21 protein-coding genes are annotated in these 22,033 nt (G+C 60.7%); 12 read left to right on the top strand and 9 right to left on the bottom strand.

Features of this window, described 5'->3' with window-relative positions:
* Positions 1-36 precede the first annotated feature (36 nt).
* From nusA to AC245Y_RS22600, 9 genes are all read left to right on the top strand, one after another.
* A complete protein-coding gene (gene nusA / locus AC245Y_RS22640) occupies positions 37-1,638 on the top strand; it encodes a transcription termination factor NusA (protein WP_003544328.1) in 1,602 nt (533 codons plus the stop codon).
* Positions 1,635-2,327, top strand: coding sequence for an RNA-binding protein (locus AC245Y_RS22635; RefSeq protein WP_003544325.1), 693 nt, complete (start codon positions 1,635-1,637; stop codon positions 2,325-2,327). Before nusA ends, AC245Y_RS22635 begins: the two co-directional genes overlap by 4 nt.
* Before the next feature lie 101 nt (positions 2,328-2,428).
* Complete coding sequence (gene infB / locus AC245Y_RS22630; RefSeq protein WP_017995658.1) at positions 2,429-5,182, top strand: translation initiation factor IF-2; 2,754 nt, start codon at positions 2,429-2,431, stop codon at positions 5,180-5,182.
* A 150-nt stretch (positions 5,183-5,332) separates the two neighbouring features.
* Positions 5,333-5,737: a 30S ribosome-binding factor RbfA gene (gene rbfA / locus AC245Y_RS22625; protein WP_012759651.1), complete on the top strand. Its 405-nt coding sequence runs from the start codon at positions 5,333-5,335 to the stop codon at positions 5,735-5,737.
* Positions 5,738-5,750: 13 nt separating this feature from the next.
* Positions 5,751-6,683, top strand: a complete 933-nt coding sequence (gene truB, locus AC245Y_RS22620) for a tRNA pseudouridine(55) synthase TruB (protein ID WP_012759650.1) — start codon at positions 5,751-5,753, stop codon at positions 6,681-6,683.
* A 116-nt stretch (positions 6,684-6,799) separates the two neighbouring features.
* Complete coding sequence (locus AC245Y_RS22615) at positions 6,800-7,651, top strand: alpha/beta fold hydrolase (protein WP_026157529.1); 852 nt, start codon at positions 6,800-6,802, stop codon at positions 7,649-7,651.
* A gap of 151 nt (positions 7,652-7,802) precedes the next feature.
* Positions 7,803-8,072: a 30S ribosomal protein S15 gene (rpsO, locus tag AC245Y_RS22610; protein WP_003544317.1), complete on the top strand. Its 270-nt coding sequence runs from the start codon at positions 7,803-7,805 to the stop codon at positions 8,070-8,072.
* A 348-nt stretch (positions 8,073-8,420) separates the two neighbouring features.
* Positions 8,421-10,559, top strand: coding sequence for a polyribonucleotide nucleotidyltransferase (gene pnp, locus AC245Y_RS22605; RefSeq protein WP_012759648.1), 2,139 nt, complete (start codon positions 8,421-8,423; stop codon positions 10,557-10,559).
* Positions 10,560-10,840: 281 nt separating this feature from the next.
* On the top strand, positions 10,841-11,857 hold the full coding sequence (locus AC245Y_RS22600; protein WP_017995655.1) for a class I SAM-dependent methyltransferase: 1,017 nt from the start codon (positions 10,841-10,843) through the stop codon (positions 11,855-11,857).
* 90 nt (positions 11,858-11,947) lie between these two features.
* Here the strand turns inward: AC245Y_RS22600 and fabI are convergent, their stop codons facing one another.
* From fabI to fabA, 3 genes are read right to left on the bottom strand one after another with little or no spacing between them, the layout of a single operon-like run.
* The gene (fabI, locus tag AC245Y_RS22595) at positions 11,948-12,754 is read right to left on the bottom strand and encodes an enoyl-ACP reductase FabI (protein ID WP_017995654.1); all 807 of its coding nucleotides are present in this window, start codon (positions 12,752-12,754) and stop codon (positions 11,948-11,950) included.
* A gap of 4 nt (positions 12,755-12,758) precedes the next feature.
* Positions 12,759-13,991, bottom strand: a complete 1,233-nt coding sequence (gene fabB, locus AC245Y_RS22590; RefSeq protein WP_012759646.1) for a beta-ketoacyl-ACP synthase I — start codon at positions 13,989-13,991, stop codon at positions 12,759-12,761.
* A gap of 45 nt (positions 13,992-14,036) precedes the next feature.
* Complete coding sequence (fabA, locus tag AC245Y_RS22585; RefSeq protein WP_003555774.1) at positions 14,037-14,552, bottom strand: 3-hydroxyacyl-[acyl-carrier-protein] dehydratase FabA; 516 nt, start codon at positions 14,550-14,552, stop codon at positions 14,037-14,039.
* A gap of 301 nt (positions 14,553-14,853) precedes the next feature.
* On the opposite strand from fabA, the gene irrA reads away from it, so the two are divergent.
* Positions 14,854-15,273, top strand: a complete 420-nt coding sequence (gene irrA / locus AC245Y_RS22580; RefSeq protein WP_012759643.1) for an iron response transcriptional regulator IrrA — start codon at positions 14,854-14,856, stop codon at positions 15,271-15,273.
* A 114-nt stretch (positions 15,274-15,387) separates the two neighbouring features.
* Here the strand turns inward: irrA and AC245Y_RS22575 are convergent, their stop codons facing one another.
* Complete coding sequence (locus tag AC245Y_RS22575; RefSeq protein WP_017995652.1) at positions 15,388-16,023, bottom strand: trimeric intracellular cation channel family protein; 636 nt, start codon at positions 16,021-16,023, stop codon at positions 15,388-15,390.
* A 179-nt stretch (positions 16,024-16,202) separates the two neighbouring features.
* On the opposite strand from AC245Y_RS22575, the gene AC245Y_RS22570 reads away from it, so the two are divergent.
* Positions 16,203-16,676, top strand: a complete 474-nt coding sequence (locus AC245Y_RS22570; RefSeq protein WP_003544300.1) for a hypothetical protein — start codon at positions 16,203-16,205, stop codon at positions 16,674-16,676.
* 93 nt (positions 16,677-16,769) lie between these two features.
* Here AC245Y_RS22570 and AC245Y_RS22565 read toward each other — a convergent pair whose 3' ends face one another.
* Positions 16,770-17,558 (bottom strand): YdcF family protein, encoded by a 789-nt coding sequence (locus tag AC245Y_RS22565; RefSeq protein WP_017995651.1) that lies wholly within the window; start codon positions 17,556-17,558, stop codon positions 16,770-16,772.
* Positions 17,559-17,626: 68 nt separating this feature from the next.
* Positions 17,627-18,349, bottom strand: coding sequence for a YoaK family protein (locus AC245Y_RS22560; protein ID WP_026157528.1), 723 nt, complete (start codon positions 18,347-18,349; stop codon positions 17,627-17,629).
* A 237-nt stretch (positions 18,350-18,586) separates the two neighbouring features.
* Here AC245Y_RS22560 and AC245Y_RS22555 point away from each other — a divergent pair, with 237 nt between their 5' ends.
* Positions 18,587-18,823, top strand: coding sequence for a DUF2798 domain-containing protein (locus AC245Y_RS22555; protein WP_017995649.1), 237 nt, complete (start codon positions 18,587-18,589; stop codon positions 18,821-18,823).
* A 113-nt stretch (positions 18,824-18,936) separates the two neighbouring features.
* Here the strand turns inward: AC245Y_RS22555 and cysE are convergent, their stop codons facing one another.
* The 3 genes from cysE to AC245Y_RS22540 all read right to left on the bottom strand — a co-directional run bounded on the left by cysE (position 18,937) and on the right by AC245Y_RS22540 (position 21,997).
* Positions 18,937-19,785, bottom strand: a complete 849-nt coding sequence (cysE, locus tag AC245Y_RS22550) for a serine O-acetyltransferase (RefSeq protein WP_017995648.1) — start codon at positions 19,783-19,785, stop codon at positions 18,937-18,939.
* 66 nt (positions 19,786-19,851) lie between these two features.
* A complete protein-coding gene (locus tag AC245Y_RS22545) occupies positions 19,852-20,805 on the bottom strand; it encodes a sulfonate ABC transporter substrate-binding protein (protein ID WP_026157527.1) in 954 nt (317 codons plus the stop codon).
* A 163-nt stretch (positions 20,806-20,968) separates the two neighbouring features.
* Positions 20,969-21,997: an NADP-dependent oxidoreductase gene (locus tag AC245Y_RS22540; protein ID WP_017995646.1), complete on the bottom strand. Its 1,029-nt coding sequence runs from the start codon at positions 21,995-21,997 to the stop codon at positions 20,969-20,971.
* Between the last annotated feature and the right edge of the window lie 36 nt (positions 21,998-22,033).

Here is a 22,033-nt window from a genome sequence, read left to right as displayed (position 1 = left end):
ACGGGAACCCTGGAGTAAAGACGGAGAAACAAGACAATGGCAGTCAGTGCGAACCGGCTCGAACTTCTGCAGATCGCAGATGCAGTGGCGCGCGAAAAAGTCATCGACCGCGAGATCGTGCTGGCCGCAATGGCCGATGCCATCCAGAAGGCGGCACGCTCCCGTTACGGCACCGAGTCCAACATCCGAGCCGACATCAATCCGAAGACCGGCGAAATCCGCCTGCAGCGCTTGCTCGAAGTCGTCGAGAAGGCCGAGGATTATTCGACGCAGATCCCGCTGGAGCTGGCCCGCGACCGCAACCCGGACGCCGCACTCGGCGATTTCATCGCCGATCCGCTGCCGCCGATGGATTTCGGCCGCATCGCCGCACAGTCGGCCAAGCAGGTGATCGTGCAGAAGGTGCGTGAAGCCGAGCGCGACCGCCAGTTCGACGAATTCAAGGATCGCGTCGGCGAAATCGTCAACGGTACCGTCAAGCGCGTCGAATACGGCAACGTTATCGTCGATCTCGGCCGTGGCGAAGGCATTATCCGCCGCGACGAAATGATCCCGCGCGAAAACGTCCGTTATGGCGATCGCGTCCGTGCCTATGTCTATGATGTCCGTCGCGAGCAGCGCGGCCCGCAGATCTTCCTGTCGCGCACGCATCCGCAATTCATGGTGAAGCTCTTCACCATGGAAGTGCCGGAGATCTACGACGGCATCATCCAGGTGAAATCGGTCGCCCGCGACCCGGGTTCGCGCGCCAAGATCGCGGTGATCTCGAACGACAGTTCGATCGATCCGGTCGGTGCCTGCGTCGGTATGCGCGGCTCACGCGTTCAGGCCGTGGTCGGCGAGCTTCAGGGCGAAAAGATCGACATCATCCCGTGGAGCCAGGACCCGGCGACCTTCGTCGTCAACGCCCTGCAGCCGGCCGAAGTCGCCAAGGTCGTTCTCGACGAGGATGCCGAGCGTATCGAAGTGGTCGTTCCCGACGAGCAGCTGTCGCTTGCGATCGGCCGCCGCGGCCAGAACGTCCGCCTCGCTTCGCAGTTGACCGGCTGGGATATCGACATCATGACGGAGGCCGAGGAATCGGAACGCCGCCAGAAGGAATTCAACGAGCGCACCAACCTGTTCATGGATTCGCTCGATGTCGACGAGATGGTCGGCCAGGTTCTGGCTTCGGAAGGTTTTGCCGCAGTTGAAGAACTGGCTTATGTCGATCTCGACGAAATCTCCTCGATCGACGGTTTCGACGAGGAGACGGCGCAGGAAATCCAGCAGCGCGCCCGCGAATTCCTCGAGCGTCTCGAAGCCGAGATGGACGAGAAGCGCAAGGCGCTCGGTGTCCAGGACGAACTGCGTGAAATCAACGGCATGACCGCCCAGATGATGGTGGCGCTCGGCGAAGACGGCATCAAGTCGATCGAGGACTTTGCCGGCTGCGCTGCCGACGATCTCGTCGGCTGGTCGGAACGCAAGAACGGCGAAACGAAGAAGTTCGAAGGCCTGTTCTCGAAGTTCGACGTCTCACGCGTCGAAGCAGAACAGATGATCGTCCAGGCCCGCCTTTCGGCTGGCTGGATCACGCAAGAGGACCTGGATAAGGGGACCGAAGAAGAGGTCACCGAAGCCGAACAAGAAGCATGATGACCGCGCATGAACCGGACGCTCCTCTCGAGGACGACGATCTTGCAGGTTATGACGTGAACGGACGTATGTGCATCGTGACGCGCGAAAGCGGATCGCCGGAAGAGCTGATCCGCTTCGTCGCCGCTCCCGATGGAACAGTTGTCGCCGATCTGAAGCGCGAGCTTCCGGGACGCGGATGCTGGGTGAAGATCGACCGGTCGCTGGTCGACAGGGCAGTGGCGAAGAAGCTCTTCGCCCGCGCGCTGAAGACGGATGTAAAGGCGGCGGACGATCTCGGCGCGAGTGTCGATCGGCTGCTCGCGGCGCAATTGATGCAGATGATGAACATGGCGCGGAAAGCCGGCCAGTTCGTCAGCGGCTCCTCGAAAGTGGATGCCGCGGTCAGAAGTGGAGCAGCCCTTGCGGTGTTCCACGCGACTGGTGCAGCGGACGACGGCGTCCGGAAAATCGACCAGGCCCGCAAGGCCTGGCACCTCGGAATGGAGACCGAGGAGGAGATACCTTCCTTCCGTCTCTTCTCGGAGAGCGAAATGGAAGGCCTGATGGGCCAGAATGCTTTTATCCATGCCGCAGTGCTTGCAGGGCAGGCGGGTGAAGGTGTAGTGAAGCGCGCAAAGATGCTCGAACAGTACCGTATTGGCGGTCAGTCCCGGGCAGCGGGCGGCGCTGGCCGGCTAAAACAATGAGGCGGTCACCGGCATCGGCCGGTCCCATCCTCATTGATCGACAGTATTGAACGACAGGGTCTGATCTAGTCATCGCTCCCTGTCCGAAGGAACGGGAACGAATGACCGATAGTAACGACGACAAGACAATCAGCGTAGCGGGCAAAAAGACACTCACCCTGAAACCATCGGGGATGAGCCAGGGTACCGTTCGCCAGGATATGGGTCGAGGTCGCACCAAGGCGGTCGTCGTCGAGACCCGTAAGCGGCGCCCGATGCGCCCGGAAGACGAAAAGCCGATCACGCCTGTCGCTCCGGCGGCCCCCGTGCGCGCAGCCGAACCGGCGCCCGCACCCGTGCAGGCGCGTCCGCAGCAGCCGACGCCGGCACCGCGGGTTCAGCAGGGCAACAACAACCAGACGAACCAGCGTCCGCCGCAGCAGTCTCACCAGCAGCCGCGCCAGAACGATCGTCCGCGCCCGGTGGTGCTGAACCATCTGTCGCCGGAAGAGATGGACGCCCGCCGCCGCGCGCTTGCCGACTCCCAGGCGCGTGACGCGCAGGATGCGATCCGCCGCGCCGAGGAAGAAAAGCTCCGTGCCGCCGAAGAGGTTATCCGCAAGGCAGCCGAAGCGGAAGAGGCAGTCCGCCGGGCCGCTGAAGAGGCTATCCGGCAGGCTGAGGCACCCGCTGTTGCTGAACCTGCAGCCGCAGAACCGGCTCCTGCCGAAGCACGCACCGACGCCGCACGGCCGCAGCAGCCCGCAACGTCGGCACCGGCCGCACGCCGGCCCGATGCGGCTGGAGCACCTGCTGCCCGTCCGGCACCCGGAGCTGCCGTTCCAGGAGCCGTTCGCGGTCGCCGCGACGAAAAGGAAGAAGACGATCGTGGCGCAGCGCGTGGCGGCCCAGTCCGTGGCCGCGTCGTTCGCCCGGAACCCGCAAAGCCGGTCACGACTCGTCCGAAGACGGATGAAGAGCGCCGTCGCGGCAAGTTGACGATCACCACTGCCAACGTCGACGGCGAGGACAATGCCCGCGGTCGTTCGCTCTCGGCGATGCGTCGCCGGCAGGAGAAGTTCCGCCGCGGTCAGATGCAGGAAACCCGCGAGAAGATCTCCCGCGAAGTGGTTCTGCCCGAGACCATCACCATTCAGGAACTGTCGCAGCGCATGTCCGAACGCGCCGTCGATGTCATCAAGTACCTGATGAAGGAAGGCCAGATGATGAAGCCGGGCGACGTCATCGACGCCGACCTTGCCGAAATCATCGCCGGCGAATTCGGCCATACGGTCAGGCGCGTGTCGGAATCCGACGTCGAACTCGGCATCTTCAACGTGTCCGACGACGATGGCGAACTGGTTTCGCGCCCGCCCGTCGTTACCATCATGGGCCATGTCGACCACGGCAAGACCTCGCTGCTCGACGCCATCCGTCATGCCAACGTGGTCTCCGGCGAAGCCGGTGGCATCACCCAGCATATCGGCGCCTATCAGGTGGAGCAGAACGGTCAGAAGATCACCTTCATCGATACGCCCGGCCACGCCGCCTTCACGGCAATGCGTGCCCGTGGTGCGCAGGCGACCGACATCGCGATCCTGGTCGTCGCAGCCGACGACAGCGTGATGCCGCAGACGATCGAATCGATCAACCACGCCAAGGCGGCCGGTGTTCCGATCATCGTGGCGATCAACAAGGTCGACAAGCACGAGGCTGATCCGCAGAAGGTCCGCAACCAGCTGCTGCAGCACGAAGTTTTCGTGGAATCGATGGGCGGCGAAGTGCTTGACGTCGAGGTTTCGGCCAAGACCGGCAAGAACCTCGACAAACTGCTCGAGGCGATCCTGCTGCAAGCGGAAATTCTCGATCTCAAGGCCAATGCGAACCGGACGGCGGAAGGCACTGTCATCGAAGCCCAGCTCGATCGTGGCCGTGGTTCGGTCGCGACCGTGCTCGTGCAGAAGGGCACGCTGCGTCCCGGCCAGATCATCGTCGCCGGCGACGTCTGGGGCCGCGTGCGCGCTCTCGTCACCGACAAGGGCGACCATGTGAAGGAAGCCGGTCCGGCAACGCCGGTCGAGGTTCTCGGTCTTTCCGGCACGCCGCAGGCGGGCGACAAGTTCGCCGTCGTCGAAAGCGAAAGCCGCGCCCGCGAAATCTCGGAATATCGTCAGCGTCTGGCCCGCGACAAGGCGGCTGCCCGCCAGTCGGGACAGCGCGGTTCGCTGGAACAGATGATGATGCAACGCCAGAGCGTCGGCATCAAGGAGTTCCCGCTGGTCATCAAGGGTGACGTGCAGGGCTCGATCGAAGCGATTGCCGGTGCGCTGGAGAAGCTTGGCACCGACGAAGTGCGCGCCCGCATCGTCCATTCGGGCGCCGGCGGCATCACCGAGTCGGATATCTCGCTCGCCGAAGCCTCGAACGCGGCCATCATCGGCTTCAACGTCCGTGCAAATACGCAGGCACGCCAGTTCGCCGAACGCGAAGGCATCGAAATCCGCTACTACAACATCATCTACGACCTCGTGGATGATGTGAAGGCAGCGATGTCGGGCCTCTTGTCTCCGGAGCGGCGCGAAACCTTCATCGGCAATGCCGAGATCCTCGAGGTGTTCAACATCACCAAGGTCGGCAAGGTCGCAGGCTGCCGTGTCGTCGAAGGCAAGGTCGAACGTGGTGCGGGCGTCCGCCTCATCCGCAACGACGTCGTCGTTCACGAAGGCAAGCTCAAGACGCTCAAGCGCTTCAAGGACGAAGTGTCCGAAGTGCCGATGGGTCAGGAATGCGGCATGGCCTTCGAAAACTACGAGGACATGCGCGCCGGCGACGTCATCGAGTGCTTCCGCGTCGAGCATATCACGCGCACGCTCTAAGCTGCTGCGCCTGAACTTTTCCGAAAGCCATCCGCCAGCCGGCGGATGGCTTTCGGGCATCTGCTGACTTGACCTTTTGGACCAAAAGAGTCATGGACGCTCTCCTTTGACGGGTTCGATTCCCAGCCGCATCGGCAGATAGAGATAACAATGACCAGACCAACTTCTTCCGCGCCTTCGCAGCGCATGCTGCGCATTGGCGAACAGGTTCGCGCCGCTCTCACCCAGGTGCTGCAGCGCGGCGAAGTGCGTGACGAAATCATCGAGGCGACCGTGATCTCGATCTCGGAAGTGCGCATGTCGACGGACCTCAAGATCGCTACCGCCTATGTGACGCCGCTCGGCGTTTCAGACCACAGCATCGTCATCAAGGCGTTGAACCGCCATGCAAGGTTCATCCGTGGCCGGCTCGGGCCGCAGCTTCGGCAGATGAAATACATGCCGGAGGTACGCTTCCGCGACGATACCAGCTTCGACAACTACAAGAAGATCGACGAGCTGCTGCGTTCGCCCGAGGTGAGCCGCGACCTCGACGGCGATAATGACGAACAATAAACAGAAGAGACGCATGTCCAAACCACGCAAACCCAAAGGCCGGCCGATTTCCGGCTGGCTGATCCTCGACAAGCCGGTGGATTTCGGCTCGACGGAAGCCGTCTCCAAGATCAAGTGGCTCTATAAGGCTGAGAAGGCCGGTCATGCCGGCACGCTCGATCCGCTCGCCTCCGGCATGCTGCCGATCGCGCTTGGCGACGCGACGAAGACCGTCCCCTACGTGATGGACGGCCGCAAGATCTATGAATTCACGGTGAGCTGGGGCGAGGAGCGGGCGACCGACGATCTCGAGGGCGAAGTGACGGAGAGTTCGGACAAACGCCCGAGCGAACAGCAGATCCGCGACATCCTGCCTGGATATATCGGTACCATCAGCCAGGTGCCGCCGCAGTTTTCCGCTATCAAGATCGCAGGTGAACGCGCCTATGATCTGGCGCGCGAAGGCGAAACCGTCGAAATCCCCTCGCGTGAGGTCGATATCTTCCGGCTGACCTTGATTGCCTGCCCGGACGCCGATAGCGCGCATTTCGAAGTGGAATGCGGCAAGGGTACCTATGTCAGGGCGCTGGCGCGCGATTTCGGGCGCGAGCTCGGCTGCTACGGCCATGTGTCCGGGCTGCGGCGCACCTTCGTCGCGCCTTTCGCGGAAGAGGCCATGGTGCCGCTCGCGGATCTCGTGGCGCTGGAGGCGATCGAGGATATGGACGAGCGCCTGGCGGCCCTCGACGCGCTGCTGATCAACACCTGCGAAGCGCTATCCTCCCTGCCCCATCTGGTCATCAATGACGACCAGGCGCACCGGCTGAAGATGGGCAACCCGATCCTGGTGCGTGGCCGCGATGCGCCGGTTGCCGAAAGCGAAGCCTATGCGACGGCCCGCGGCAAGCTGATCGCGATCGGCGAGATCGGCCAGGGCGAGTTTCGCCCGAAGCGGGTTTTCGCCTGAGCCTATCTGGCTTTCCGACAAGACAGCGATTGTCAGCCGGTCGCGATGCGATATCTTCCCTGTCGGGCAGCCATAGCGGCCCGAGGGGCCATGGGGGCCTGACAGAGGGAAAGATTATGCGCGTAACTGCTATCGCAATCCTGACGTTCTTTTCGATGTTTCTCGCCGTCACCGGCGCTCAATCCGCCGAGCGCTGGGCCGAGCTTCCGGCCTTTCCTTCGATGCCGGTGGCAAAGACGAGCGGCATGGCCGAGGTGAACGACATCAAGATGTATTACGCCGAATACGGCGAAGGCGACCCCATCCTGTTCATTCATGGCGGTCTTGGAAATGCCGAGGTCTGGGGTCACCAGGTCGCCGATTTTGCCAAGGATCATCGGGTCATCGTTGCCGACAGCCGCGGCCATGGACGTTCGACGCGCAGCCAGCAGCCCTTCGGCTATGACCTGATGACATCGGATTATGTGGCACTTCTCGACTATCTGAAGATCGACAAGGTGACGCTTGTCGGATGGTCGGACGGCGGCATCATCGGCATCGACATGGCGATGAAACACCCGGAAAAATTGACCCGCGTCATTGCCCAGGCAGCCAACGTCACAACAGACGGCGTCAAGGCTGACGTCATGGACAACAAGACCTTCAACGACTACATCAACGTCGCCGGCGAGCAGTACCGGAAGCTTTCGCCGACGCCGAACGAATACGACGCCTTCGTCAAGCAGATCTCCGAAATGTGGGCAACCCAGCCGGCCTGGACGGCCGCCGATCTTGGCAAGATCTCGGTGCCGGTCACACTTGCCATCGGCGATCATGATGAAGCCGTAAAGCTCGACCATACGGAAATGATGGCAAAACAGATTCCGGGCGCCAAACTCGTTATCCTGAAAGATGTGAGCCATTTCGCCATGCTGCAGGATCCTGCAGCCTATGACGGGATGGTCCGGGGCGCCATGGCGGGCCGTTGAAGCCGCCAAGGACGACCCCTCTTTCCATCGATCCATATTTGGTTTATAGGCAGCGCCAGCATCGGGTACGCCCGTTTGCATTCACGGCCAAAGCTGGACGACATCCCGGCTTTTGGCGACTTTATCTCCTCCTCTTAGAAAGGATAACCCGATGTCGATCACTGCTGAGCGCAAGTCTGCGCTGATCAAGGAATATGCGACCGTTGAAGGCGATACCGGTTCTCCGGAAGTCCAGGTCGCTATCCTGACCGAACGCATCAATAACCTGACCGAACACTTCAAGGACCACAAGAAGGATAACCATTCCCGCCGTGGCCTGTTGACGATGGTTTCGAGCCGCCGCTCGCTTCTTGATTATCTCAAGAAGAAGGATGAAGGCCGCTATTCCAAGCTGATCACCAGCCTGGGTATCCGCCGCTAAGATTATCCGGCGGGCGCTTTCCGAGCGCCCGCCGGATCTGTTTCGGGACACGTCTCCCGATGAAATGTTCCAGCCGCGCCCTATCTTTTAGCGGTGGAAAGACCGGCAGACCCGGATGGGCCGGTTCTGCCAAACCAACCGTTGACCTGTCATGGGGCAGGATTGCCGGATGCTTTCGGCCAAGGCTTGTCAATGAGCTTTGGCCCGGTTTCTCAGGAATGCCTGAGGAAACCGAGGATGAAAAGCCTCCCGTTGTCTTGCCCGTGATACGTCACATTGATTGCGGTCGACTGTGCGCTGCGCCTTGATATCGGCGATGGCGCGTGCTCCCGCATTGAAGGACAAGACATGTTTGATACACACACAGTGGAAATCGAGTGGGCTGGCCGCCCGCTGAAACTCGAAACCGGCAAGATCGCCCGTCAGGCCGACGGCGCCGTTCTCGCCACCTACGGCGAAACCGTCGTTCTCGCCACCGTCGTTTCGGCCAAGGCGCCGAAGGCCGGCCAGGACTTCTTTCCGCTCACCGTCAACTACCAGGAAAAGACCTATGCCGCCGGCAAGATCCCCGGCGGCTATTTCAAGCGCGAAGGCCGTCCGAGCGAAAAGGAAACCCTGGTTTCCCGCCTGATCGACCGCCCGATCCGCCCGCTCTTCCCTGAGGGCTACAAGAACGACACGCAGGTTGTCGTTACCGTTATCCAGCATGACCTCGAAAACGATCCCGACGTGCTGTCGATGGTTGCCACCTCGGCTGCGCTGACGCTGTCCGGCGTTCCCTTCATGGGCCCCGTCGGCGGTGCGCGCGTCGGCTACATCAACGGCGAATACGTTCTCAACCCGCATCTCGACGAGATGGACGAATCGAGCCTCGACCTCGTCGTCGCCGGCACCTATGACGCCGTGCTGATGGTGGAATCCGAAGCCAAGGAACTTAACGAAGACATCATGCTCGGCGCCGTCATGTTCGGCCACAAGGGCTTCCAGCCGGTTCTCGACGCGATCATCAAGCTCGCCGAAGTGGCCGCCAAGGAGCCGCGCGACTTCCAGCCGGCAGACTACTCCGCTCTCGAAACCGAAATGCTCGGCCTTGCCGAAGGTGAACTTCGCGAAGCCTACAAGATCACCCAGAAGGCTGATCGCTACGCCGCCGTCGACGCCGTCAAGGCGAAGGTGAAGGCGCATTTCCTCCCCGAGGAAGGCGAAGCCAAGTACACGGCCGAAGAAGTCGGCGCGATCTTCAAGCATCTGCAGGCGAAGATCGTCCGCTGGAACATCCTCGACACCAAGAGCCGCATCGACGGCCGCAACCTCGAAACCGTTCGTCCGATCGTTTCGGAAGTCGGCCTTCTGCCGCGCACCCACGGTTCGGCACTCTTCACCCGCGGCGAAACCCAGGCGATCGTGGTTGCCACGCTCGGCACCGGCGAAGACGAGCAGTATGTCGACAGTCTGACGGGCATGTACAAGGAGCGCTTCCTGCTCCATTACAACTTCCCTCCCTACTCGGTTGGCGAGACCGGCCGCATGGGCTCCCCGGGTCGCCGCGAAATCGGCCACGGCAAGCTCGCATGGCGCGCGATCCGTCCGATGCTGCCGACGCCTGAGCAATTCCCCTACACGCTGCGCGTCGTCTCCGAGATCACCGAGTCGAATGGCTCGTCCTCGATGGCGACCGTCTGCGGTACCTCACTCGCTCTGATGGACGCCGGCGTTCCGCTGGCAAAGCCGGTTGCCGGCATCGCCATGGGTCTGATTTTGGAAGGCGATCGCTTCGCTGTCCTCTCCGATATTCTCGGTGACGAAGACCACCTCGGCGATATGGACTTCAAGGTCGCCGGTACCGCCGACGGCATCACTTCGCTGCAGATGGACATCAAGATCACCGGTATCACCGAAGAGATCATGAAGGTCGCCCTTGGCCAAGCCCAAGGCGGTCGCGTCCACATCCTCGGCGAAATGTCCAAGGCCATCACCGAAAGCCGCGGCCAGCTCGGCGAATTCGCTCCGCGCATCGAAGTCATGAACATCCCGGTCGACAAGATCCGTGAAGTCATCGGCTCCGGCGGCAAGGTTATTCGCGAAATCGTCGAAAAGACCGGCGCGAAGATCAACATCGAGGATGACGGCACCGTCAAGATCGCTTCGTCCTCCGGCAAGGAGATCGAAGCGGCCCGCAAGTGGATCCACTCGATCGTCGCCGAGCCTGAGATCGGCCAGGTCTACGAAGGCACGGTCGTCAAGACCGCCGACTTCGGCGCCTTCGTCAACTTCTTCGGTGCCCGTGACGGCCTCGTCCACATCTCCCAGCTCGCTTCCGAGCGTGTTGCCAAGACGCAGGACGTCGTCAAGGAAGGCGACAAGGTCTGGGTCAAGCTGCTCGGCTTCGATGAACGCGGCAAGGTTCGCCTGTCGATGAAGGTCGTCGACCAGGCCACCGGCCAGGAAATCCCGAACGAGAAGAAGAAGGAAGAAGCGGCCGAATAAGCCGCCTTCCAGATTCAATACCGGGCGCGGGAATGCTTCCGCGCCCTTTTTTGTATCCTAAAGCGCGGCGCGATCTTTCAGATCGCTAGCGCATAACCCCGAAAGTCGGAATCGATTTTCGGAAGGGGTTATGCGCAGATTCAAAGTGATAGAGCGTCCTTAGCGCGTCTGAAAAGACGCGCGGCGCTCTAGCCGCACTTCAGGTCTTTGGTTTTGCGCATGTCGTGCTCGCAAAACCGCTGAACACTTTTGCGCGACATGCTTTAGGACGAGACGAGACCATGAGCAGCGAGACGCTGAAGACCCTGTTCCATCCCTTTGCCAGCGGCACAGTCGCGGCGCCCGGCGAGGGCGAGCGCGTGCTCTTCCTCGGCGCCGAGGCAGGCTTTGCGCTGCCGGAAGGCTTTGCCGCCTCGCTCAGCGCCGTCCAGGGCTTCCGGCCGCTCTATCGGCAGCTGCTGGCCCAGCGGATCGAAGCGAAGCCGGAGATCGACGGCGAAGACTATGATGCGGCTCTGGTGCTCTGCACCAAGCACAAGGGCGAGAACGAGGCCAATCTCGCCGCTGCGATCGCCCGCACCCGGCTCGGCGGCCTGATCGTCGTTGCCGGCGCCAAGGAAGACGGCATCCAGCCGCTACGCAAGCGGATGGAAGGTTTCAATATTGCCGTCGACTATATGCCGAAATATCACGGCGTCGCCTTCTGGTTCGGCCGGCCGGCGGATGCAGACGAGATTATCTCCAAGCTGGCAAAGGCGCCGGTGCGCGTCGATGGTCGTTTCCAAGCGACTCCAGGCATGTTCTCGCATGACCGCATCGATGCAGGATCGGAGCTGCTGGCCTCGCGCCTGCCTGAGGATTTCACCGGCGACGTTGCCGATTTCGGCGCCGGATGGGGCTATCTCTCCGTCGAGCAGGCGCGGAAGTCGCGTGGACTGACGCGTCTCGACCTCTACGAGGCCGATCACGCGGCTTTGGAGGCTGCCAGGGATAATCTGGCTAAGAACTGCCCGAACGCGCCTGCACGCTTCTTCTGGCACGATCTGGCGGGTGAGCCGGTCAAAGACAAATACGATCTCGTCATCATGAACCCACCCTTCCATGAGGGACACGCGGCCGATCCGGCGCTCGGCCAGGCAATGATCAAGACTGCCGCATCCGCCCTTCGCGGCGGCGGCCGCCTGCTGCTCGTCGCCAATCGCGGCCTGCCTTACGAGCCGGTTCTGGCGGCGAATTTCAGGGAAAGTGGCGAAACTTGCCGCAACGCCCGGTTCAAGGTTCTCTGGGCGAAGAAATAGGCTCAAGGCCTCGATACGATCATCCCTACCGATAGCAAAAGGCCGTGCGCATCATCTGCGCACGGCCTTTGAGTTTCCATCGAATAGTGTTTACTCGACGTCCGCTTTGCGCAGCGTTTCCAGCGTCGGCATGGAGGTGATGTTGAAGCCGGCGTCGACGAAGTGGATTTCGCCGGTGACGCCGGAGGAAAGGTCGGAGAGCAGGTAGAGAGCCGAGCTGCCGACCTGATCGATGGTGACGGTCTTGCGCAGTGGCGCATTGCGCTGGTTCCAGGAGAGGATCGCGCGCGCATCGGAGATGCCGGCGCCGGCAAGCGTGCGGATCGGGCCGGCGGAAATGGCATTGACGCGGATGCCGCGCGGGCCGTAATCGGCGGCGAGATAACGCACCGAAGCCTCGAGCGCTGCCTTGGCGACGCCCATGACGTTGTAATTCGGGATGACGCGCGTCGAGCCATTATAGGTCAGCGTCAGCATCGCACCACCATCTTCCATCAACGGAGCGCAGCGCTTGGCGATTTCGGTGAAGGAGAAACAGGAAATGACCATGGTGCGGCTGAAATTCTCACGCGTCGTATCGGCGTAGAGACCCTTCAGCTCGTTCTTGTCGGAAAAACCGATGGCATGGACGATGAAATCGAGCTTGCCCCAGCGCTCCTTGATCGCGTCGACCACGGCATCGACCGAGGCGACGTCCTCGACGTCGCAGGGCAGCACGAAATCCGAGTTGACATCGGCAGCAAGCGGCTTGACGCGCTTGCCGAGCGCATCGCCCTGATAGGTGAAGGCGAGTTCCGCACCCTGTGCGGCGAGAGCTTTTGAAATCCCCCAGGCGATCGAGTGGTTATTGGCGACGCCCATAACGAGCCCGCGCTTACCCTGCATGAATCCCGTCATATTATTATCCGTTATAACGCTGGAAGACGAGCGTGGCGTTGGTGCCACCGAAGCCGAAGGAATTGGAGAGGGCAATGTCGATTTTGGCGTCGTCTATGCGCTTGCGCACGATCGGGACACCTTCGAATTCGGGATCGAGCTCGGTGATATGGGCGCTTTCGCCGATGAAGCCTTGCTGCATCATCAGCAGGGAATAGATCGATTCCTGCACCCCGGCAGCGCCAAGCGAATGGCCGGTCAGCGACTTGGTCGACTGGATATGCGGGATCTTCGAGCCGAACACTTCGCGGATGGCGCCGATTTCCTTGCTGTCGCCGACCGGCGTCGATGTGCCGTGGGTGTTGACGTAGTCGACGTCGCCTTTGACGGTGGCGAGCGCCTGGCGCATGCAGCGGATAGCGCCTTCGCCCGAGGGGGCGACCATGTCGTAGCCGTCCGAGGTTGCGCCGTAGCCGACGATTTCTGCGTAGATCTTGGCACCGCGGGCCTTGGCGCGCTCCAGCTCCTCGAGCACCAGCACGCCGGCGCCGCCGGCGATGACGAAACCGTCGCGGTTGACGTCATAGGCGCGCGAGGCGCTGTCCGGCGTGTCGTTATATTTGGAGGACATCGCGCCCATGGCGTCGAAGAGGTTGGACATCGTCCAGTCGAGATCCTCGTGGCCGCCGGCGAACATCACGTCCTGCTTGCCCCACTGGATCATCTCGGCGGCGTTGCCGATGCAATGCGCCGAGGTCGAGCAGGCAGACGAGATCGAATAATTGACGCCGTGGATCTTGAACCAGGTGGCGAGCGTGGCCGATGCGGTCGAGGACATCGCCTTCGGCACGGCGAAGGGGCCGATGCGCTTCGGGCTGTTGTTTTTTATGGTGATCTCGGCAGCTTCGATCAGGGTGCGGGTGGACGGACCGCCGGAGCCCATGATGATGCCGGTGCGCTCGTTCTGAGCGTAGTCTTTCTCTTCCAGGCCGGAATCGGCAAGTGCCTGCTTCATGGCGACATGGTTCCAGGCGCCGCCCTGCGACAGGAAACGCATGGCGCGGCGGTCGACCAGTTCGGCAAGTTCCGCCGAACCGAGCTTCGGACTGCCCCAGACCTGGCACTTGAACCCATGTTCAGCGAAATCGCTCGAAAAGGAGATACCCGACTTTGCCTGCCGCAAGGATTCGGTGACTTCGGCCGCGTCGTTTCCGATCGAGGACACGACACCCAGACCTGTGACAACTACCCGTCTCATCTGATCAAACCTTTGTTGTTTTCGTCAGCCGCTCGAAATGCGGTTTCAGGCCGTCTTGTCTTTCGATAGACCGACGCGAAGGTCGGCCGCCTGATATATGGTCTCGCCGTCAGCCTTTAGCCAGCCGTCGGCGGTGCCGAGGACCAGACGGCCGCGCATGACACGCTTGAAGTCGATGCCATATTCGATCAGCTTCGTCTGCGGCCGGACCATGCCCTTGAATTTCACTTCGCCTGTTGAAAGCGCCATGCCGCGGCCTTGCTCGCCGAGCCAACCCAGAAAGAAACCGGTCAGCTGCCACATGCCGTCGAGACCGAGGCAGCCCGGCATGATCGGATTGCCTTCGAAATGGCAAGGAAAATACCAGTCGTCGGGGCGAACGTCATATTCGGCCCGGAGGTAGCCCTTATCGAAGGTGCCGCCCGTTTCGGAAATATCCGTGATGCGGTGAACCATCAGCATGGGCGGCAGGGGCAGCTGCGCATTGCCGGGGCCGAACAGCTCGCCATGTGCGCAAGCGATGAGTTCTTCATACGAGAAGCTGGACTGTCTGGTCGTCATAAAGTTTCTTTTCCCCCCCGCGCCAAGCCGATGGATGTGAACGTGTAGTCCAAGTTCTTCAGAAAATGAAGCACAAGCAAGGCAGCTTCATTCATCTCCCCGGACCAGGCTTGCGCCATTATTTGGTGGTCGCATACAGGAAGGCTAGGGCCGGGACCAGACCTATTTGCGTCAAAAGCCCGTTTTTGCCGCGTTTATCAGGCTCCTGTCCCCATTGAACTATTGAAAGGCTCCGATGCAAAAGTTATACCCCTTAAAGAAACATGATTGCTTTATGCCAGAATAACCGGAGTTGGTTTTGATGACGGGTGCACTCCCGATCGCAATAGAGGTAAGGCTGCGCGGTGCAGGCCTGCGCCCCACCCGCCAGCGTGTCGCGCTCGGCGACCTCCTGTTTGCCAAGGGCGATCGGCATTTGACCGTCGAGGAACTGCATGAGGAGGCGGTTGCCGCCGGCGTGCCAGTCTCCTTGGCAACCGTCTACAACACGCTGCACCAATTCACCGAAGCCGGTCTCATCCGCGTTCTCGCCGTCGAGAGCGCCAAGACCTATTTCGACACCAATATTTCCGACCATCACCATTTCTTCGTCGAAGGCGAAAACGAGGTGCTCGACATTCCCGTCAGCAACCTGACGATCGCCAATCTGCCGGAACCGCCGGAGGGCATGGAGATCGCCCATGTCGACGTGGTGATCCGCCTGCGAGCGAAGCAGGGCTGACGACTAAAGCGCATCGCACCGCATCGGGCCAATACGACGCCCTTTAAATCTTTATTTTTATGCATATTGTTGTCCCAAAACCGCTGCGCAGTTTTGGGCGACATGCATTAGGCTTCACATGACATCGTCGGGATGCCGGCCGGGCTTGTGCCGGTAAGTCGGGAAGGTCCAGCCGAACCACAGGGCTCCACCGCGCACCGCAAAGGCCGCCACGACGCCGCAGGCAGACGCCAGATAGAGCTGCATTCCGAGCGCATTGGCGAGCGTGAACACGCCGGCGCCGATGAGGGCTGCGGTCACGTAGATTTCCGGCCTCAACAACACCGAAGGCTCGTTTGCCATCAGATCTCGCAATATACCGCCGAAGGTCGCCGTCAGCGTGCCGGTGACGATCGCGATGGTCGGCGAACCGGTGGCGGCGAGGCCCTTGGCGGCGCCGATCACGCAATAGGCGGCAAGGCCGATCGCATCCAGCCAGATCAGCAGCCGATAGCGCGATTCCAGCAGGTGGGCGGTGAAGAAAACGATGACGCCCATGATGCAGCAGACGAGGATATAGGCGGGGTTCAGCACCCAGAAGACCGGCACGCGGCCGAGCACGATATCGCGTACGGTGCCGCCGCCCGTTCCCGTCACCATGGCAAAAAACAAAAAACCGATCAGGTCCAGCTGCTTACGCGAGGCGGCGAGCGCGCCAGTCGCGGCAAACAGCGCAATGCCGGCATAATCGAGATAGACGAGTAGAGACATGCGAACCCCGGAACCGGCAGAAGTTTTGCGGAATCAATCACGGCGGCAAGGGCGGCGCAAGGCGGCGCGGCCATAAAGCTGAAGTCTTTGATTTAATGCATGTCGTCGTCCAAAAACCGCTGCACAGTTTAGGGCGACGTGCATTAGGCTGCAGAGCCTTTATCCAAAAGAGGAAAGCCGTGAAAACGCTGGTGCTCGCCGTTCTGAATATCGTCCTGCTGCTTGCCATGCCGGCTGTCGCCCTCAGTCAGCAATCGCTGATTTCCGATCCTGAGATCTACGAGAAGAAACATTTCCAGGAGCAGTGCAAGACGGCTGAATTTGCCGACGGCTTCATCATCCGGCAGGACATCAACAATGACGGCCTGATCGACGCCGTGGTCAACGAGGGCCAACTGACCTGCGACGGCCAGAAGGGGCCGCAATGCAATGACGACGGCTGTACCTATAATTTCTACCTGCAGGTTGCCGAAGGCGGTTATTTCATGATCGCGACCGCACAGATCTACGGCTACGATTTCGTCCAGCGCTTCGGCAACATGGTGCTGGCGATGAAGATGCATCCGCGTTTCTGCGACCGCACCGAAGGTGATCCCTGCATCGTAACGGCGCGTGTCCGCGGCACGAAATTCGTCACCATCTCGAAAAAGTAAATTTCAGCGCATAATCCCGAAAGATTTTCGGGATTATGCGCGAATTCAAAGTGATAGAGCGTCCTTTGCGCGTCCTATCGGACGCGCGGCGGTCTATTGCGGATAAAGTTCGGATGTGCGGCCGGCGAGATAATATCCTACCAGCCCGTACCATTCGCGGATTGCCGTCGCCAGGTTTTGCGTATTGAGGTTCGGCTGAGTGAAATCGAGCCCGAGCCTCACCTGGCCGTCGGTGCGATAGTCGGTCGGCCAGGGCACGATATCGATGCCGAGTTTGCGGAAGATGCCGACGGAGCGCGGCATGTGAAAACCCGATGTGATCAGCAGGCAATTGGAAAGCCCCTGGCTTGCCAGGAATTCCTTGGTGTTGACGGCGTTTTCGAAGGTCGTGCGCGATTGCCTCTCCTCGATCAGTCGATCCCTGCCAACGCCGAAGAGCGGGAAGAAACGCTCCGATGCCGCCGCATCACCTTCGTAGATGCCCGAAATGGAGCCGTCGCCGCCGGACACCAGAATGCGCGACTGCGGAAATTTCTGCGCAAGCCGCAGGGCTTCGATGAAGCGATCAGCTCCACCATTGAATTCTATGCCGTGGCGTGCCGTGTTGACCTCGTTTTCGAAGGCGCCGCCGAGCACGATCATGCATTGCAGGCTATCTGGATCGGCGGCGGGCTTTGCGAAGCGCTGCTCGAGACCTTGCATCAGCTGGTTGCCGGCCGTGGTGTAGAGCGTGACGAAGAGGATAAGGGCCGCACCCGTTGCGCCCAGGATACTTAAGGTACGCCAGCGCAGAAGGCCGGCAATGAGGGCCAAGAAGACGAGGAAGAATGCCAGCGACAGCGGCTGAGCAAAAATCCAGACAAGCTTCGAAATCAGGAACAAGACCCACTCCTTGAGGATTGGCGGCGATCCTTCCTATCCGATTCGACGGTGACAGGAATGCGACGGTTTTATTTCGCGCGCGTGATGGCCGATCCGCTCGGTGCGACCTTCTGATTGAAGCGGCGCTGAAGCGGCCGCGGGATGAGCATGGCGGCAAGTGCAAGCAGCATGGCGAAGAGGGAGACCAGCCACAGTGCATGCGCGCCCGTCAGGCGCGTCAGGACGGCGCCGGCGATCGCGCCGAGCACCATGCCGCCCCAGGGCACGATCTGGATCGTCCATTCGACACGACGATCGCCGATGATCCAGCGGCCGATGCCGCGGCCGAAACGCGACAGGGCGCCGGTCACGTAGGTCAGCCCGATCGGCAGGCCTTCTATATGCTCGACGGCAGCGTTCACCATGCCCATGGAAAAGACGATCATGTAGAACCGCGCGAACAGCATGTTCTGCACCGTCATCATCGAGGCGAGCGCCAGAACCAGCCCGACGCAGCCGAGTACCACGAAGATCCGGCGCTCGGAGACATGGGAGATGACGACGCCAGCCGCATTGCCGAGCACGAAAACGACGATGGCGGAGATCAGGACCGCCGCGTGATAAAGATTGCCCTCACTCAAGGCCAGTGCGGCCCGCGTCGTGTTGCCCGTCATGAAGGAGACAAAGTCGCCGGTCAGCAGAAGACCGGTGGCATCAGTCATACCCGCCAGAAACGAGATCGAGCCGACCAGGGCGAGCCCGGTCAGGGTTCGTCGGGTCCGGATGATGCGGCGGCGTCTTGCTCTGGTCATTGGCTGAGGGTCCTGGAGCCGAATCGCTGAGATTCCAGCACCGAACATACATCCTCTCATTGAGGAATTGGCAAAGGCGATCGGAAGCGGGATGGGTGGACTTGAACGGCAAGACATTTTCGGCCATAGAAACGGCGTTGCTTCAGATCGAAGCTCCGTAAGCGTTTACGTCAATCAACGCGCAACCCGCCGATCGGCGCTGCGCAATTGTCTGATTGGCACCTTACGGAGATCAAAATGCCCAAAGGCAAACTCCCCAAACGTTACAATACGATCGTCATGCCGCTCATCCTCTCGTTATTGATGACATCAGTCGTCTCGGCGATCAGCATCGTCAGAGCACAGGGCCTGACCGCCCCTGCCCTTGCCATGTGGCCCTCCGCTTGGGCGCTCTCCTGGGCGATCGCCTTTCCCGTCCTGCTATTGATGCTGCCGGTGGTAAAGCGGGTGACGGCTGTTGTCGTCGAGATGTGAGGTGAGAGGCGCGCCGGCGGGCTTTGAGAGCGGCCTGCCGGAGGTGATGTAGGGCGGCGCGATTTCAAGTCACTCGTGACGCCAACCTCGCCCAGACAAGCCTACCCCAGGCCTTAGATCGTATACTCCGGTTCAGACAAGGTCTGGTCCATCGTGATGCCCGGAAGGTTGAAGTGGCGCTTGCCCACCTGCCTCGCCGGAATGCCGGCGACCGAAGTGTAGGCTGCAACAGTATTGATGACCACGCTGCCTGCACCCACCTTGGCGCCGACGCCAATTTCGATATTGCCGAGAATCTTTGCCCCCGCTCCGATAAGAGCGCCGCGCCGTACCTTAGGGTGCCGGTCGCCGGTATCCTTGCCCGTCCCTCCCAATGTAACATTCTGGAGGATGGAGACGTCGTCTTCGACGACCGCAGTCTCGCCGATGACCAGGCCGCTTCCATGATCGAGCATGATGCTCCTGCCCATCCTTGCGGCGGGATGAATGTCCACGCCGAAAACTTCAGAAATTCGGCTCTGGATGTGGCGCGCCAAATGGAGGCGGTCATGATGCCAAAGCCAGTGGGCGACCCGTTGTCCCTGCAACGCCACAAAGCCTTTGAAATACAGAAATGGCGTCAGGATTTCCGTGTTCGATGGATCGCGTTCCTTGATCGCGGTCAGATCGGCGGCGGCATCGGCGACAATATTGCGATTACCGACGAACGCCTGGGCGATCACCGCCAGCAGCTCTTCATGGTCGAGGTCGTGATTGGCCAGTTTGATCGCGACCCGCTGAGCGAGCGCCTGGGCGAAACTCGCATGATAAAGCACTGCGGAATTCATGGCGCGCGTGAGTGCTGCATCCTTGGCCGAAGCATTGACGGCCTCCGCGCAAAGAGCCTCCCATATCGCGGCAACCTGAGGCGAAGGGGATGGCTCCGTCGACAGATTGCTCACGCTGACCAGTGGAACCGTCATGCTAGCTTCCTTCTGCAGGCGGACGTCGCGACGTCCGGCATGCAGACGTCGGTGGGGAGAGGAGCACTACGCCTTGCCCTTGTGGACAACGTCGGCAATCGTCACCTCCTTGGGAATGAGCTTGAGTTTGAAAAAGGTGTCGGCGATATTCTGCTGCTGCGCGACGACGGTGTCGTCCAGGCTCTTGACCCCGTAGGACTGGCGCTCGAGCGCCTTGACGAGGACAGGTTCGGGGATGCCGACCGATGGTGAGAGCTCCGCAGCCGCAGCCGCGGTGTCGGACTTGGTCCATTCGTCGATCTCGGAAATGGCGTCGATCAAGACATCGATCGCCTCGGCGTGACCGTCGACCAGCGCCTTGGTGCCGAGATAGAACTGATGATTGGGAACGATGCCTTCGCCGTTTCTGAGTTCTCGCGCTTCGACCGCGACTTCCGCCGCTGCCTGGAAGGGATCCCAGATGACCCAAGCATCCACCGCGCCCTTTTCGAAGGCTGCGCGGCCGTCGGCCGGAGCGAGGAAGGATGATTCGACGTCCTCATAGTTCAAGCCGGCTTCTTCGAGCGCCTTGACGAGCAGGTAATGCACGTTCGAGCCCTTGTTGAAGGCGACTTTCTTGCCTTTCAGTTCCGCGACGGACTTTATGGGGCTGTCCTTCGGGACCAGTATGGCTTCGCCGCGCGGGGCGGGCGGCTCGTGTGCGATATAGACAAGCGGAGCGTTTGCGGCCTGGGCGAAGATCGGCGGCGTTTCGCCGGTCGATCCGAAATCGACAGCGCCAGCGTTCAGGGCCTCGAGCAGTTGAGGACCGCCCGGAAACTCGGTCCATTCAACCGTGTAGCCGATGGGTTCCAGTTTCTTCTCCAGCGTGCCTTTGCCCTTGAGAAGCACCAGCGTTCCATATTTCTGGTAGCCGATACGCACGACCTTGTCAGCGGCGCCGGCCAGCCGAACATGAGTCAAAGGTGTCGCGATGGCACCTGCCACCACTGCAGTAAAAGCTCGCCTTGTGATCTTCATCATACCCTCCGGAATAAGACGAGACCAAATTAAAAGCGTCTCTATATTTTTGATAGAATATACGTGCTCCGGTACACGCTTCTTCGGGATTCGCTTTTTTGTTCTGTTCCGACCGTGAGCAAAAAGAACTGCGCCGCGAAATAGAGAACACCGGGGCGTCGGGTCAGGGCGTGACGCGTACGATCAGCTTTCCGAAATTCTTCCCTTCCAGAAGGCCAAGAAAAGCCTCCGGAGCGTTTTCAAGGCCGTCAACGACATCTTCCTTGTACTTCAGCCGTCCTTGGGAGATCCACGCCGCGGCTTGCTGATAGAAGTCAGGACGGTGGTCGGCAAATTCGCGCTGTATGAAGCCTCGTATGGTGAGGCTTTTCCGCAGGATGGCACGCATCACAGCAGGAAGCTGATCACGTCCGCTCGAGACAGAGGAGGTTTCGTTGTAATGCGCGATGAGCCCGCAGACCGGTATGCGTGCGAAGTCGTTCAGCAATGGAAACACGGCGCTCCAGACGTGGCCACCAACATTCTCGAAATAGACATCGATTCCGTTCGGACAAGCGGCCGCGAGTTGTGCCGGAAAATCGCTCGCGTGATGGTCTATCGCGACATCGAAGCCGAGTTCCTGGCGTAAGTGGTCACATTTTTTGGACCCGCCTGCGATTCCGACAACACGCGCACCGTAAATCTTTGCCATCTGCCCAACTGCCGAGCCAACCGCGCCGCTCGCTGCAGCGACCACAAGTGTTTCGCCGGCTTTGGGTTTGCCGATATTGCGAAGTCCGGCATAAGCCGTGAAGCCGGGCATTCCCAGAATGCCGAGTGCTGTCGTGATCGGTGCAGTTTCCGGATCGAGCTTCTGCAAGCCCGTACCATCGGAAATCGCATAGCTCTGCCAGCCGGAATGCGAGAGGATGATATCCCCCGCCTTGAACGCCGTGTTGCGGCTGCGCGCGACCTGCGCAACCGTGCCCCCTTCCATCACACCGCCGATTTCGACCGGCTTGGCATAGGACTTGGCGTCGTCCATGCGGCCCCGCATGTAGGGGTCAAGGGAAAGATAGAGCGTCTTGAGAAGAATCTCGCCCTCGGCGAGATCCCGAACCGTCTCCCGCTCGAGCCGGAAATTCGCAGCCACCGGCTTTCCGGATGGGCGCGATGCAAGGACGATGCGGGTGGTAACGGGTTGACTAACCATGGGTGTTCTCCTCTTCGGATTTCTCCTTGGTGTATC

Source organism: Rhizobium sp. SRDI943 (genome assembly GCF_057653695.1).
Note: the sequence above shows the minus strand (reverse complement) of the source record. Positions and strands in the feature narration are given on the sequence as shown.

What these genes read in the sequence shown, in the direction of transcription:
- nusA (WP_003544328.1), top strand. Translation starts at nt 37, where the DNA reads ATGGCAGTCAGTGCGAACCGGCTCGAACTTCTGCAGATCGCAGATGCA.
- AC245Y_RS22635 (WP_003544325.1), top strand. Translation starts at nt 1,635, where the DNA reads ATGATGACCGCGCATGAACCGGACGCTCCTCTCGAGGACGACGATCTT.
- infB (WP_017995658.1), top strand. Translation starts at nt 2,429, where the DNA reads ATGACCGATAGTAACGACGACAAGACAATCAGCGTAGCGGGCAAAAAG.
- rbfA (WP_012759651.1), top strand. Translation starts at nt 5,333, where the DNA reads ATGACCAGACCAACTTCTTCCGCGCCTTCGCAGCGCATGCTGCGCATT.
- truB (WP_012759650.1), top strand. Translation starts at nt 5,751, where the DNA reads ATGTCCAAACCACGCAAACCCAAAGGCCGGCCGATTTCCGGCTGGCTG.
- AC245Y_RS22615 (WP_026157529.1), top strand. Translation starts at nt 6,800, where the DNA reads ATGCGCGTAACTGCTATCGCAATCCTGACGTTCTTTTCGATGTTTCTC.
- rpsO (WP_003544317.1), top strand. Translation starts at nt 7,803, where the DNA reads ATGTCGATCACTGCTGAGCGCAAGTCTGCGCTGATCAAGGAATATGCG.
- pnp (WP_012759648.1), top strand. Translation starts at nt 8,421, where the DNA reads ATGTTTGATACACACACAGTGGAAATCGAGTGGGCTGGCCGCCCGCTG.
- AC245Y_RS22600 (WP_017995655.1), top strand. Translation starts at nt 10,841, where the DNA reads ATGAGCAGCGAGACGCTGAAGACCCTGTTCCATCCCTTTGCCAGCGGC.
- fabI (WP_017995654.1), bottom strand. Translation starts at nt 12,754, where the DNA reads ATGACGGGATTCATGCAGGGTAAGCGCGGGCTCGTTATGGGCGTCGCC.
- fabB (WP_012759646.1), bottom strand. Translation starts at nt 13,991, where the DNA reads ATGAGACGGGTAGTTGTCACAGGTCTGGGTGTCGTGTCCTCGATCGGA.
- fabA (WP_003555774.1), bottom strand. Translation starts at nt 14,552, where the DNA reads ATGACGACCAGACAGTCCAGCTTCTCGTATGAAGAACTCATCGCTTGC.
- irrA (WP_012759643.1), top strand. Translation starts at nt 14,854, where the DNA reads ATGACGGGTGCACTCCCGATCGCAATAGAGGTAAGGCTGCGCGGTGCA.
- AC245Y_RS22575 (WP_017995652.1), bottom strand. Translation starts at nt 16,023, where the DNA reads ATGTCTCTACTCGTCTATCTCGATTATGCCGGCATTGCGCTGTTTGCC.
- AC245Y_RS22560 (WP_026157528.1), bottom strand. Translation starts at nt 18,349, where the DNA reads ATGACCAGAGCAAGACGCCGCCGCATCATCCGGACCCGACGAACCCTG.
- AC245Y_RS22555 (WP_017995649.1), top strand. Translation starts at nt 18,587, where the DNA reads ATGCCCAAAGGCAAACTCCCCAAACGTTACAATACGATCGTCATGCCG.
- cysE (WP_017995648.1), bottom strand. Translation starts at nt 19,785, where the DNA reads ATGACGGTTCCACTGGTCAGCGTGAGCAATCTGTCGACGGAGCCATCC.
- AC245Y_RS22545 (WP_026157527.1), bottom strand. Translation starts at nt 20,805, where the DNA reads ATGAAGATCACAAGGCGAGCTTTTACTGCAGTGGTGGCAGGTGCCATC.
- AC245Y_RS22540 (WP_017995646.1), bottom strand. Translation starts at nt 21,997, where the DNA reads ATGGTTAGTCAACCCGTTACCACCCGCATCGTCCTTGCATCGCGCCCA.